The sequence below is a fragment of the Actibacterium sp. XHP0104 genome, from assembly GCF_025751515.1.
In the GTDB taxonomy this organism is placed as follows: Bacteria; Pseudomonadota; Alphaproteobacteria; order Rhodobacterales; family Rhodobacteraceae; genus Actibacterium_D.
Genome location: NZ_JAOWLE010000005.1, coordinates 153,081 through 165,337, shown reverse-complemented (window position 1 = coordinate 165,337; position 12,257 = coordinate 153,081). Strand labels below are relative to the sequence as shown.

Annotated in this window: 10 protein-coding genes; 3 read left to right on the top strand and 7 right to left on the bottom strand. The window is 68.0% G+C overall.

Annotated elements, in window-relative coordinates; all coding sequences use genetic code 11:
• Positions 1 to 24 precede the first annotated feature (24 nt).
• Complete coding sequence (locus OE856_RS09825) at positions 25 to 723, top strand: DUF599 domain-containing protein (protein WP_263715914.1); 699 nt, start codon at positions 25 to 27, stop codon at positions 721 to 723.
• Here OE856_RS09825 and OE856_RS09820 read toward each other — a convergent pair.
• The 4 genes from OE856_RS09820 to OE856_RS09805 are packed head-to-tail and all read right to left on the bottom strand — an operon-like array spanning position 720 to position 7,412.
• Positions 720 to 2,780 (bottom strand): hypothetical protein, encoded by a 2,061-nt coding sequence (locus tag OE856_RS09820; protein WP_263715913.1) that lies wholly within the window; start codon positions 2,778 to 2,780, stop codon positions 720 to 722. The genes OE856_RS09825 and OE856_RS09820 overlap by 4 nt on opposite strands.
• On the bottom strand, positions 2,777 to 5,533 hold the full coding sequence (locus OE856_RS09815; RefSeq protein ID WP_263715912.1) for a DUF4159 domain-containing protein: 2,757 nt from the start codon (positions 5,531 to 5,533) through the stop codon (positions 2,777 to 2,779). Before OE856_RS09815 ends, OE856_RS09820 begins: the two co-directional genes overlap by 4 nt.
• Positions 5,533 to 6,408 carry a DUF58 domain-containing protein gene (locus OE856_RS09810; RefSeq protein WP_263715911.1) on the bottom strand — a complete coding sequence of 292 codons (876 nt, stop codon included), beginning with the start codon at positions 6,406 to 6,408 and terminating at the stop codon, positions 5,533 to 5,535. The genes OE856_RS09815 and OE856_RS09810 overlap by 1 nt, the downstream gene beginning before the upstream one ends.
• Positions 6,405 to 7,412, bottom strand: a complete 1,008-nt coding sequence (locus tag OE856_RS09805; protein ID WP_263715910.1) for an AAA family ATPase — start codon at positions 7,410 to 7,412, stop codon at positions 6,405 to 6,407. The genes OE856_RS09810 and OE856_RS09805 overlap by 4 nt, the downstream gene beginning before the upstream one ends.
• Positions 7,413 to 7,495: 83 nt before the next feature.
• Between OE856_RS09805 and OE856_RS09800 the strand changes: the two genes are divergently transcribed.
• Complete coding sequence (locus OE856_RS09800) at positions 7,496 to 8,071, top strand: DUF1285 domain-containing protein (RefSeq protein ID WP_263715909.1); 576 nt, start codon at positions 7,496 to 7,498, stop codon at positions 8,069 to 8,071.
• Positions 8,071 to 8,829, top strand: coding sequence for a hydroxypyruvate isomerase family protein (locus tag OE856_RS09795; protein WP_263715908.1), 759 nt, complete (start codon positions 8,071 to 8,073; stop codon positions 8,827 to 8,829). The genes OE856_RS09800 and OE856_RS09795 overlap by 1 nt, the downstream gene beginning before the upstream one ends.
• On the opposite strand, the gene OE856_RS09790 is transcribed toward OE856_RS09795, so the two are convergent.
• The 3 genes from OE856_RS09790 to OE856_RS09780 are packed head-to-tail and all read right to left on the bottom strand — an operon-like array spanning position 8,820 to position 12,253.
• Entirely contained in the window at positions 8,820 to 9,722 is a 903-nt protein-coding gene (locus OE856_RS09790; protein ID WP_263715907.1) for a cation diffusion facilitator family transporter, read from the bottom strand. The two genes, OE856_RS09795 and OE856_RS09790, sit on opposite strands and share 10 nt — an antisense overlap.
• A gap of 42 nt (positions 9,723 to 9,764) precedes the next feature.
• Positions 9,765 to 11,717: a vWA domain-containing protein gene (locus OE856_RS09785; protein WP_263715906.1), complete on the bottom strand. Its 1,953-nt coding sequence runs from the start codon at positions 11,715 to 11,717 to the stop codon at positions 9,765 to 9,767.
• Positions 11,714 to 12,253 (bottom strand): RNA polymerase sigma factor, encoded by a 540-nt coding sequence (locus tag OE856_RS09780; protein WP_263715905.1) that lies wholly within the window; start codon positions 12,251 to 12,253, stop codon positions 11,714 to 11,716. The genes OE856_RS09785 and OE856_RS09780 overlap by 4 nt, the downstream gene beginning before the upstream one ends.
• Between the last annotated feature and the right edge of the window lie 4 nt (positions 12,254 to 12,257).

The window sequence follows — 12,257 nt, the reverse complement described above, 5'->3', positions numbered from 1 at the left end:
CAAAAGCCGCGCTAGTGTCGCGATATGAACCTGTTGCACAGCATATCCCTGTTCACGCCGCTGGATGCGATCGCGGTGGCGATCTGGGCGCTGTCATGGCTGCTGATCGGGCTGATGATCGAGAACCCGCCCAACAGCCGCCCGTCGGTCTCAACGCTGATGCTGGCCTATCGCCATGCCTGGATGCAGGAAATGGTCACCCGCCAGCCGCGCATGTTCGACAGCCAGATCCTGTCATCGCTGCGCCAGGGGACGACCTTCTTTGCCTCGGGGTCGATGCTGGCGATCGGGGGTGGGCTGGCGCTGATCGGCAATGCCGAGCGCCTGCTGGGCCTAGCGCGTGACCTGACGCTGAACACCGCGCCGGCCGTGGTGTGGGAAATCAAGATCCTGGCCGTGCTGCTGCTGGTGACGAATGCCTTTCTGAAATTCGTCTGGGCGCACCGGCTGTTCGGCTATTGCGCGGTCGTCATGGCCTCGGTCCCCAATGAGCCTGACGATCCGAAAGCGCGGCCGCGCGCCCGCAAGGCGGCCGATCTCAGCAACACTGCCGCGCGCAGTTTCAACCGCGGCATGCGCAGCCTTTATTTCGCGCTGGGCGGGCTGGCCTGGCTGGTGGGCGCGACGCCGCTGATCGTGGCCGCGCTGGTGACGCTGTTCGTGCTGCTGCGGCGTGAATTCGCCTCGCAATCACGCCTGTCACTGATGCAGGTCGAGACCTAGCGCCGACCCTCGCGCAGCCAGCCGCCAACGCTGAGCATCGCTGCCAGCAGCAGGAACAGCCAGGCGGGCGCCAGCGGCAACACCCGCAGATCAATCGTCTGATAAGCGCCGCGCGGGGTGATCCCGATCCAGCCGCGCCCGGCGGCGACGCGGCCCGGCTGCACCTGGCGGATGTCGGGCAGGCCGCCCTCGATGGTGCGTATGCCGCCGCGCGTGGCATCCACGGCGGGGGCCAAAACCGCTCCGCTGGCGATCGTCTGTTCGAACTCTCGCGGGGCCGGGGGGCCGATGGCCGAGACGGCGGTGAAATCGCCCTCGGTGATGCGGTAAAGCCCAATCTCGCCGCCCTCAATGGTGCCAGTATAACGGCCGGGCGTGGTCTCGGTCAGCGCCATCTGGCTGACATTACCGGCGGGGTCGGTGACCTCGACGCTGCGCGGGATGTCTTCCAGCGAGCGGCGGGTGATGGTGATGGACTGGCCGTCGGTTTCGGCGCGCAGGGCCTCTTCCTCCAGCTCGGGTTCGCGCATCATCCAGTGGGCCAGCCGGCGCAGCAGATCCAGCTGCGGGCCGCCGCCTTCGAACCCGCGATCCCACAGCCAGATGTGATCGGATGCCAACAGCGCCACGCGCCCCTCGCCAACCCGGTCAAGCATCAGCAAAGGCCGGTCCTCGGGGCCGGTCATCACGGTTTGCCCACGCTGGGGCTGCACGTCGATCAGGCGGAACCAGCGGCCCCAGTCGGTGCCCGCGCTGGCCTGCCAATCATCTTGCAGCCCCTCTGTCACCGGGTGCCGCGCGCCCAGATCGGTGACGGTGGGCAGGTATCCCTCTTCGATCACGCGGGCCGAGGGCTCTGCCGGCACGATCGCGGCCAGGGGCGAGCGATAGATGCTGTCTGCCCCGGCGAAATCGGGCCCCGCCGCGAACAGCACCGCGCCGCCGCGTTCGACATAGCGGCGCACATTGTCCAGATAGACTGACGGCAGCAGCCCGCGCCGCTTGTAGCGGTCAAAGATCACCAGATCGAACTCGTCGATCTTGTCCATGAACAGAGGCCGCGCCGGAAAGGCGATCAGCGACAGTTCGGACACCGGGGTGCCATCCTCTTTTTCCTGCGGGCGCAAAATGGTGAAATGCACCAGATCGACCGAGCTGTCGGATTTCAGCAGGTTGCGCCAGGTGCGTTCGCCCGGATGCGGCGCGCCCGATACCAGCAGCACCCGCAGACGGTCGCGCACCCCGTTGATCGTCACGATCGAGGCATTGTTGCGGTCGGTCAGTTCGTCCTCTTCAAGGGCAACCTCAAAGCGCAGCACGTTCGGCCCGCCATGGCGCAGCGTGACGGGCAGTTCGAGGTCGCGGTTCACGGGCACGGTAAAGATCAGCGGCTCGTCGCCATCGACGGTGATCGACAGCTGCGCCAGCATGCCGGGGGCCGGGGCGGCGCCCTGATCCTCGATCCGAACGCCCAGGCTGATTTCCTCGTCGATGATCGCGAAAGAGGGCGCGTTGCGCACGATCAGGCGCCTGTCCCAGTCGCTGTCATGGCCGGTCAGCAACGCGTGCAGCGGCGCGGGCATCTCGGGCGCCATCTCGATGTCATGCACCTGCCCGTCGGTCAGCAGGATCGCCCCCGCCAGCCGCGCGCGGGGCTGTTCGGCCAGCGTGGCCGATAGGGCGCTCATCAGCCGGGTGCCCTCGTCGCCCTCGCCATCGGGCAGGCGCACCAGCTTCAGCTCGGTATTGGGCAGGGCGGCGATCTCGGCCCGGATGCGGGCCAGGGCGGCCTCGGTCTGATCGGGGCGGTCCGACAGGCGCTGGCTGGCGCTTTCGTCGATCATCACCACCACGATATCGGACAGCGGCGCGCGTTCCTCTTGTTGCAGCGACGGGTTGGCCAGCGCCACCAACAGCACGGCGCCCGCCATCCCGCGCAGCCACCAGCCCGCCAGCCCGCGCCGCAGCGCCAGAACCGTGCCCGCCAGCAGCACCGCCAGCGCGGCCCAGACCACGGGCCAGGGCAGCAGCGGGTCAAAGATCACCGCGCCACTCATTGCCCCAGCCTTTCCAGCAGGGCCGGCACATGCACCTGGTCGGATTTGTAGTTGCCGGTCAGCACATGCATCACCAGGTTGATCCCGAACCGATAGGCCATCTCGCGCTGCTTCTCGCCGGTAAAGCCGCGCCCGACCGGGTAGATCGGCGCGCGGTCCGACCCGACAGCCCAGGCCGCGGCCCAGTCATTGCCGCCGATCACCACCGGCGTCACCCCGTCATTGAGGTTGCGAAAGGGCATGCCCTCGGCCTGTTCGGCATCCGGCGGCGCGGCCTCGACCCAGACCTCGGGGCCGTTATGTCGGCCGGGAAATTCCTGCAACAGGTAGAAACTGCGGGTCAGCACATGGTCATGCGGGATGGGTTCCAGCGGCGGGATGTCCAGCGGGCGGGCCAGGAATTGCAGGTGCCGCGCCTCGGCCGAGCTGTTCGCCGCCGGTCCCAGACCGGCATCGCGCGTGTCGAACAGGATCATCCCGCCGGTGCGCAGATACCGGTTCAGCCGCACATAGGCCTCGGCCGAAGGCAGCGGTTGATCGGCGTTCACGGGCCAGTAGAGCAGCGGGAAAAACGCCAGCTCGTCGGTTTCCAGGTTAACGGCGATGGGTGGGGCGGGCTCGATCGCGGTGCGGCGGGTCAGCTCTTGCGACAGGCCCACCAGCCCGGCGCGGGCCATCTCGTCCAGCCGCGCGTCACCGGTGATGACATAGGCCAGCACGACCTCGGTCGTGGCCGACAGGGCCAGATCGTCGGTGGTTTGGGCGGGGGCGTCCTGCGGCACGATCATCCCCGCCAGCACCAGCGCCGCCACCCCGGCGCGCGGGCCGCGCAGCCGCCCGGTCAGCCACAGCGCAGCCAATATATCGACCAGCAATAGGATCAGCGCCAGCATCAAGAGCGGCCCCTTGAGAAGGGTTTCCACCGCGCTCGACAGGCCCTCGACCGCGATCCGCGAGGGCCAGCTGGCGGCGGCCAGGGGGCGGTCGGCATCGAACACGTTCATCGCCACCCGGCGTTCGGACCCGGCATAAAGCCCGGGTGGCTGGGTGGCTGACCTCGGCCCGCGGGCCAGATCCTCGCCCGCGACGCCCGGCATGGCGCCCGCATCCGCGATCTGGCCAAAGCCGTCCATCACCTGCTCGGGCACCCAGATCTGCCCGGCCAGATCCGCCGCGCCCGGATCGACACGGCCGCTGGTGATGGCCAGCCGGTCAAGCATCTCGACGAACAGCACCGACAGCGGCAGGCTGGACCAGTCGGCGCTGGCGGTGACATGGAACAGCACAACCTGACCCGCGCCCAGCGACTTGCGCGTGACCAGCGGCGTGCCATCGGCCAGCGCGGCAATGGTGCGCTCGGCCAGCGCCGGGTCGGGCTGGGCCATGACCTGGGCGCTGACGCGCACCTCGTCGGGGACGGCCAGCCCGGCAAAGGGCGAGGTGTCGGCAAAGGGCCGCAGGGTTTTCGGCTCGCCCCAGCTCATGGCGCCGCCCACCATCCGCCCGCCCGCGCGCAGCCGCACGGGCATCAGCGGGTCTTCGGTCACGCGGCTGATATCGCTGGCGGCCAGGCGCGGCCCGGCAAAGCGCAGCAGCATCCCGCCATTCGCCACCCATTCCAGCAGCTGCTTTTCCTCGAGCTGCGACAGCGTGGCGATATCGGCCAGCACCAGCACATCGGGATTGGCCGGGATCAGATCGGTCAACGCGCCCTCGATCAGATCGGCGCTGGGGGTCAGGGCTTGGCGAAGGTAATGCAGGGGCGACAGCAGATCCTGCGCCTCGGTGCTGTCGCGGTCCGAGACCAGCGCCACCTCGCGCCGTTTCAGCCCGTCATCGGTCAGGCTGACAGCGGCGGCGGACCGTTCGCCCACGATTTCGAACCGGCGGACGCGGTTGCGCAGCTCGGGCGGCAGGTCAAAGGCCAGATCGACCTGCGTATCGGTCGCGCCAAAGCTGGCGGGGGCGCGGGCCAGTTCACGCTCGATCCCGTTGGGGTCGGTGCCGATCACGGCCACCTCGGGCGCGGCGGGGGTGCCGGTTTCGGCGCGCAGGGCTTGCAGGGTCAGCGCGCCATCAATGATCTGCGCCGGGCGCAGCGCATAGACCGGGCGGGGCGATTGAAACACCCGCACTTGGCCCTGCCGTTCCAGCGCAGCCAGCAGATCGGCGCGGCTGTCGCGGTCGACGTCATCGGACAGCCAGTAGGTATCGAACGGCCCCTCTTGCGCCTCGGCCCAGGCCACGATCTCGGTATTAGGTTCCCACGGGTTGGGCGCCAACCCCGGCAGGCCGGTGCGTGCGGCCTCGGCGCCCTGAAATTGCACCGGGCCAGTCGGCGGCGCACTGGCCAGCGCCAGAGCCACCGGGCGACCATCGCGCCCGGCCTCGGTCAGCAGGGCGGCGATCTGGTCCAGCCGGCGCGGCCAGTCGCGCGCATCGGCCCAGGTGCCATCGGCCAGGATCAAGAGCGGCCCCGTGCCCGGACGCGCCTCGCGCGGGTTCAGCACCGGCCCGGCAAAGGCGATGATCGCCGCCGCCACCGCAAGCATCCGCAACAGCAACAGCCACCAGGGCGTCTTGTCGGTCTGGTGCTCGTCATCCGTCAGCCCCAAGAGCAGCGCCACCCCCGGAAACCGCCGCCGGATCGGTGCCGGCGGCACGGCGCGCAGCAACAGCCACAGAACCGGCAGCGCCAGCAGCGCCAGCAACAGCGCGGGGGTGGTAAACCCGATGGGGCCCAGCGTGAACATCAGCGCACCCGTTCCAGCGCGCGGTAAAGCCACAACAGCGCCATCTGCGCGCTTTCGCCGGTGTGATGGGTGGTGAACTGCCAGCCGGTGACGCGGGCCAGCGCGGCCAGGCGGTCCTTGCGCTCGGCCAGCCGGTGCAGATAGCGGTCGCGCAGGTCGCCGGCCTTGAGCGTTTCGTGGCGCAGGCTGCCGCCCATGCTTTCAAAGATGGTGCGGCCGTCGAAGGGGAAATCCTCTTCCTGCGGGTCCAGCACCTGCACCAGCGCGCCGCGCACGCCGCGATCGGCGGCCTTGGTCAGCGCCGCCTCGACCGGGGCGATGTCGCCCATGAAATCAGAGATCATCACCGCCCGGCTGTGCGGCAGCATCCCGCGCGCCTCGGGCAGGCCGTAATCGTCGGCCTGCGCCGGGGTGACAAAGGCCTGGGCCAGCCGCATCAGCTGCAATTCGCCCCGGCGCGGTGGCAGGTCGAACCCGGCCAGCCCCACCCGTTCGCCGCCCCGGATCAGCAGCACCGACAGCGCCAGCGCCAGCAGCCCGGCCCGGTCGGCCTTGGTTCCATGCCTGCCGTCGCCCGCGAATTGCATCGCCTGCGACGGGTCGACCCACAGGGTAACGCTTTGCGCCGCCTGCCATTCCTTTTCGCGCACGAAATGCTGGTCCGACCGGGCCGAGCGGCGCCAGTCGATCCGATGCGCGGGGTCGCCCGCATGGGCGGGGCGGTATTGCCAGAATTCATCGCCCATGCCCGCGCGGCGGCGGCCATGTTCGCCCATCATCACCGTGGTGGCCAGATGCTCGGCCTGCGCCAGCAGCGGCGGCAGGGCGGCGGCAAGGCCTTCGGCCCCGGCGCGAAGGGCGGCGGGATGTGTCACGCGGCGGCCTCGGACGGGGCGGCATGGGCCACGGCGGCGGAGATGACATCGTCCAGCGCCACGTTGCGCGCCCGCGCGGCAAAGGTCAGCGCCATGCGGTGTTTCAGAACCGGCGCGGCCATCGAAACGACATCCTCGGGCGAGGGCGCCAGACGGCCCTGCAACAGCGCCTGCGCCCGCACCGTCAGCATAAGCGCCTGCGCCGCGCGCGGCCCCGGCCCCCAGGCCAGCGTATCGCGCACGATCTCGGGCGCCTCGGGCTGATCGGGGCGGCAGGCGCGCACCAGGTCTAGGATCAGGTTCACCACCGCCTCGCCCACCGGCATCCGCCGCACCACCGCCTGCGCGGCGATCAGTTCCGCGGCGCTGAACACCGTTTCCGATGCCGCCTCTTCGATGCCGGTCGTGGCCAGCAGGATCTCATGCTCGGTCTGCCGGTCGGGGTAGGGCACGTCGATCTGCACCAGAAAGCGGTCAAGCTGGGCCTCGGGCAGGGGATAGGTGCCCTCTTGTTCGATCGGGTTCTGCGTGGCCAGCACGTGAAAGGGTGGCTCTAGCGGATGCGCCTTGCCCGCGATCGTCACCGATTTCTCCTGCATCGCCTGCAACAGCGCCGACTGGGTGCGCGGGCTGGCGCGGTTGATCTCATCGGCCATCAGCAGCTGGCAGAATACCGGCCCCTGAATGAACCGGAACGCCCGGCTGCCATCGGGCGCGGTTTCCAGAACCTCGGACCCCAGAATATCGGCGGGCATCAGGTCGGGGGTGAACTGCACCCGCGCGCCTTTCAGCCCCATCACCGTCGACAGCGTATCGACCAGCCGCGTCTTGCCCAGACCGGGCAGGCCGATCAACAGCCCGTGCCCGCCGCACAACAGCGCCGAAAGCGTCAGGTCGACCACGCGCTCCTGCCCGATGAAACGCCGGGTGATGCTGGCCTTGGCGTCGGCCAGTTTCGTGCCCAGGGCCTCGATCTCGGCGACCAGTTCCGCGCCTTCACTCATGACAACTCTCCTGCAGGTCCGTATGATTGCATTAAAGGGGACTATTGCCCCGCACACAAATGACAAAAGGTGCAGGCGCACAAATGATCGTGAAACCCACTGTTGAAGATCTGGCGACTGCGGCCAAGGCGGCCGCGGGAAAAGGCGTGCCGCCGGTGCATCTGTGGAACCCGCCCTTTCATGGTGACATCGACATGCGGATCGCGCGCGACGGCACCTGGTTCTATCAGGGCACGACGATCAACCGGCATGGTCTGGTGAAGCTGTTCTCGTCGATCCTGCGCAAGGATGGCGAGAATTACTTTCTGGTCACGCCGGTCGAAAAGGTCGGCATCACCGTCGATGACGCGCCGTTCGTGGTGCAGGATTTCGAGGTCGCGGGCGCGGGCAACGGGCAAAAGCTGACATTCTTTACCCATGTGGGCGACATGGCCGTGGCCGGCCCCGATCACCCCATTCGCGTGGCCCGCGACCCTGTGACGGGCGAGCCATCGCCCTATGTCACCATCCGCGCCAATCTCGAGGCGCTGATCGACCGCAAGAGCTTTTACCGGCTGGTCGAGCTGGGAGAGCATCACGATGTCGATGGTGACAGCTGGTTCGGCCTGTGGTCGTCGGGGCATTTCTATCCGCTGATCCCGTCGGGCGAATTGCCCTGATGCCGCGTTTCGCCGCCAATATCAGCTTTCTGTTCACCGAATTGCCGTTCGAGGCGCGGTTCATGGCCGCCGCCCGCGCCGGGTTCACCGGTGTCGAGATGCTGCGCCCCTATGACCACGCCCCCACCGAACTGCGTGACCTGATCGAAGAGGCTGGGCTGGAACTGGTGCTGTTCAATACCCCCGTGCACGACTGGGACGAAGGCGGGCGCGGCGTGGCGGCGATTGCGGGCGAAGAGGCGCGGTTTCGCGACGAATTCGAGTTGGCCCTGGCCTATGCCGAGGTCCTGGCCCCGCGCCATATTCACATCATGTCGGGGCTTGCCGCGGGCGTGGCCGCGCTTGAGAGCTATATCGCCAACCTTGACTGGGCCGCGCGCCATGTCCCCGCCCAAAGCCTGACGATCGAGCCGATCAACCCCTACGACATTCCCGGCTATTTCCTGAACGATCTGCCCTTGGCGATGGACGTGCTGCAAGCGGTCGACGCCCCCAACCTGCGCCTGCAATTCGACGCCTATCACCTCTATCGCATTCATGGCGACGTGGGCGCGCAATGGCCGCAGGTAAGGGATCATGTCGCGCATGTGCAGGTGGCCGGTGTGCCTGGACGGCATGAACCCACGGGCGGAGAGATCGACTATCCGGCGTTTTTCGAGATGCTTGATGCAGACGGATATGGCGGCTGGGTCAGCGGCGAATACAACCCTGCGGGGGCCACGGGCGACGGGCTGGGCTGGCTGCTGCCTCAGGCCTGATCGGCACAGCCCGAGGCGCGGGTTTCCAGCTCTAGCGTGACATGGCGAATGCCGTGGCGATCGGCTAGCAGGTGCTTCAGCCGCTCGGTGATGCGGGCGAAGTCGGCGCCTTCGGCCACCACGACATGGCCCTCGAACGCGGTGCGGTGCTCGTCGATCTGCCAGACATGCACGTGGTGCAGATCCTCGACCGACGCCTCGCCGGTGATCGTCGCGCGCAGTTCGGCCAGCAGCCCGGCATCGGGGCTGCCCATCATCAGGATGCGCACCACCGGCCAGACCTCGCGCCCGGCATGCCATAGGATGTAAAGCGCGATGCCCAGCGTCACCAGCGGGTCGATCAGCCGCCAGTCATAGAGCAGGATCAGCGTGCCCGCGAAAATCACCGCTACCGATCCCAGCGCGTCGGCCACGTTATGCAAAAACGCCGCGCGGATGTTCACGCTGTCCTTCGACATCCGATAGGTCAAAAGGGCGGTCACCGCGTCGACGATCAGCGCGATGCCCGCCACGATCACCACGATCCAGCCCTCGACGCCGGGCGGGTCAAGCAGGCGCATGATGGCCTCGGCGATCAGGTAAAAGGCCACCACGAACAGCGTTGTGTAATTGACCAGCGCGGCCACCACCTCGGCCCGGCCATAGCCGAATGTCATGCTGTCGTCATGCGGGCGGCGGGCGATGCGGCGTGCCACCAGCGCGATGATCAGCGACACCGCATCCGAGAAATTGTGGATCGCATCGGCAATCAGTGCCAGAGACCCCGACACCACCCCGCCCACGATCTGGGCAAGGGTCAGCAGAACGTTGACCGCAACGGCCCAGGCGACCTTGCGGTCGCCTGAATCGGGGTCGATATGGTGATGATGGTGATGGCTGTGATCATGCGGCATGGCGGCACAAAACCACCGTTCCCATGCCGCCGCAAGCGCACTTTAGGGCCTGCGCAGACTTTGGCCCAGACGCATCAGGTTGACGGCCTCGGCCCGGTATCCGAACGCGTCCTCGCCCCGCGCGCCATTGGCCAGCGCGATGGCATCCTCCCAGCCCCAGTCGCCCAGATAGGGGCTGTCGGTCAGCAGTTGCGCAAAGCCCGCGATGGCAAAGGCGAACCGGGCCTCGGGGCCGGCATCCTGGCTGCCCACCGGAATGGGCGCCTCGATCAGCTGGCTACTGGCCGCGCCCGGTGCCTTATAGCGCAGGCGCAGGAAGCCCAGCTCATCCGCAGGGCCATCGGGCGCGGTGACGCGGCCATAGCGCAGCGGGTCGTTCAGCACGGCCTCTGATCCAACCGGGGTGATCTCGTAAATCGCCGTCACCGAATGGCCCGCGCCGATCTCGCCGGCATCAACCTTGTCATTGTTGAAATCCTCGCGCCGCAGGGCGCGGGTTTCATAGCCGATCAGCCGGTATTCGGCGACCGTGGCGGGGTTGAACTCGACCTGGATCTTGACGTCATCGGCGATGGGAAACAGCGCGCCTGACAGCTGATCGACCAGCACCTTTTGCGCCTCGTTCAGCGTGTCGATATAAGCCGCCTGACCGTTCCCGTTCTGGGCCAGCGCCTGCATCGTCGCGTCATCCAGATTGCCCCGGCCAAAGCCCAGCACCGACAGATAAGCCCCGCCCGCGCGCTGATCGGCGATATAGGATTTCAGCGCCTCGGGATCGGACAGGCCGACATTGAAATCGCCATCCGTGGCCAGAATGACGCGCGAGACCTGGCCTTCCTCGGCCATTGCGGAGGCGATGGCATAGGCCTGTTGCAGCCCGGCCTGCCCGGCGGTCGATCCGCCCGCCTCGAGCCGGTCAAGCGCGGCCAGGATGGTGGCGCGATCCTCGGCGCGGGTGGGGGCCAGAACCTGGCCCGCGCTGCCCGCATAGGTGACGATGGCCACCTCGTCCTCGGGGCGCAGCTGGCCCAGCATCAGGCGAAAGCTTTGCTTGAGCAGCGGCAGCTTGTCGGCCGATTGCATCGACCCCGACGTGTCGATCAGAAACACCAGGTTCAGCGGCGGGCGGGCGTCCAGCGCGGGCAGTTTGCCCTGAATGCCGATATGCACCAGCTGCTTGCCCGCGTTCCACGGCGCGGGCGCCACGGTGACATGGGTGGCAAAGGGCGCGTCATTCGTGGGCGCGGGATAGGCATAGGGGAAATAGTTGATCATTTCCTCGGCCCGCACTGAATCGGCGGGCGGCAGTTGCCCCCGCATCAGCGACGAGCGTACGACCGAATACGCGGCCGTGTCGACATCAATCGAGAAGGTCGAAACCGGGTCTTTGGCCACCAGTTTCACCGGGTTGGGATCAAAGCCGGGATAGGCCTCGGTCTCGGTTGGGGCGGGGGCGATCAGGTGACGCGCATCGTGAGCGGCATACAGCCCGCCCACGGGCGCGGCCTTGCGCGACAGGGCCTGCGGCGCGGCGGCGAAGGTTTCCGCCTCTGCGGCCTCTTGCATGATCATCGGCTCAGGGGCGGGAGCGGCGGCCCCGGCGGCCGTGTCCTGCGCCATGTCGGCCTCGGCCACGTCGTTCAGCACCGTCACTGGCGGCGGCGCGATGCGTTTCTCGGGCAGCAGAACCTGCGGCGGGGCGGTCATCTGCTGGCCTTCGGGGGTGAACAGGATGAACGCGGCGGCGATGGTGGCAATGCCGGTGGTCGCGGCCAGACCGGCGCGGGTGGTCAGGGAATGAAACATGCGGGCAACTCCTTGCGACAAACGCGCGCCCGTCGTCGGGCGCCTGTCTGTCTGACGCGCCGCATCGCGGGTTTCTTGGAGCTGGTCGAAACTTTCCATCGCGGCGCGCAGATGCGCAGCCTTGGTGGCCTCATCCGCGGGCGGCGTGGCCTTTAGGGCCTGTTTCAGAAGGTCCAGATCGTCTGTCATGTCCGTTCCTCCGTTGCATGCATCTCGCGCAGGCGGCGTTTCACCTCGGACATGCGCCAGGCCACCGTGCCGGGCGAGATGTCCAGAACCTGCGCCGCCTCGGCCTGCGACAGGTCTTCGCCCAGCACCAGCGCCAGAGTGTCGCGCAGGTCATCGGGCAGGGCGCGCATCGCCTGGGCCAGCCAGTCCTGCGCGGCTGTGTCCTCATCATTCGCGGCGCGGCGGTTCAGCTCCCAGTCGCCCCAGCCATCGGCGGCGCGGGCATGGCTGGCTGCGCGGCGGCGGCGGTCATGCGCGGCATTGACCGCGACACGATACAGCCAGGTGGTAAACCGCGCCTCGGCCCGAAACCCCGCCAGTTTGCGCGGCAGGGCGGCGCAGATGTCCTGGGTCAGATCCTCGGCCTGATCGCGGGTGCCGGTCAGGCGACAGGCAAAGGCGAACAGCCGGTCATAATGCCGCGCCAACAGCGCCGCGAAGGCATCGCGGTCGCCGGCTGCGGCGGCTTGGGCCAGGGCCTCGTCTGACGTGTTCATGCGC

Excerpts from the sequence above, each read along its gene's own strand:
- OE856_RS09825 (WP_263715914.1), top strand. The coding sequence starts at position 25 with ATGAACCTGTTGCACAGCATATCCCTGTTCACGCCGCTGGATGCGATC.
- OE856_RS09820 (WP_263715913.1), bottom strand. The coding sequence starts at position 2,780 with ATGAGTGGCGCGGTGATCTTTGACCCGCTGCTGCCCTGGCCCGTGGTC.
- OE856_RS09815 (WP_263715912.1), bottom strand. The coding sequence starts at position 5,533 with ATGTTCACGCTGGGCCCCATCGGGTTTACCACCCCCGCGCTGTTGCTG.
- OE856_RS09805 (WP_263715910.1), bottom strand. The coding sequence starts at position 7,412 with ATGAGTGAAGGCGCGGAACTGGTCGCCGAGATCGAGGCCCTGGGCACG.
- OE856_RS09800 (WP_263715909.1), top strand. The coding sequence starts at position 7,496 with ATGATCGTGAAACCCACTGTTGAAGATCTGGCGACTGCGGCCAAGGCG.
- OE856_RS09795 (WP_263715908.1), top strand. The coding sequence starts at position 8,071 with ATGCCGCGTTTCGCCGCCAATATCAGCTTTCTGTTCACCGAATTGCCG.
- OE856_RS09790 (WP_263715907.1), bottom strand. The coding sequence starts at position 9,722 with ATGCCGCATGATCACAGCCATCACCATCATCACCATATCGACCCCGAT.
- OE856_RS09785 (WP_263715906.1), bottom strand. The coding sequence starts at position 11,717 with ATGACAGACGATCTGGACCTTCTGAAACAGGCCCTAAAGGCCACGCCG.
- OE856_RS09780 (WP_263715905.1), bottom strand. The coding sequence starts at position 12,253 with ATGAACACGTCAGACGAGGCCCTGGCCCAAGCCGCCGCAGCCGGCGAC.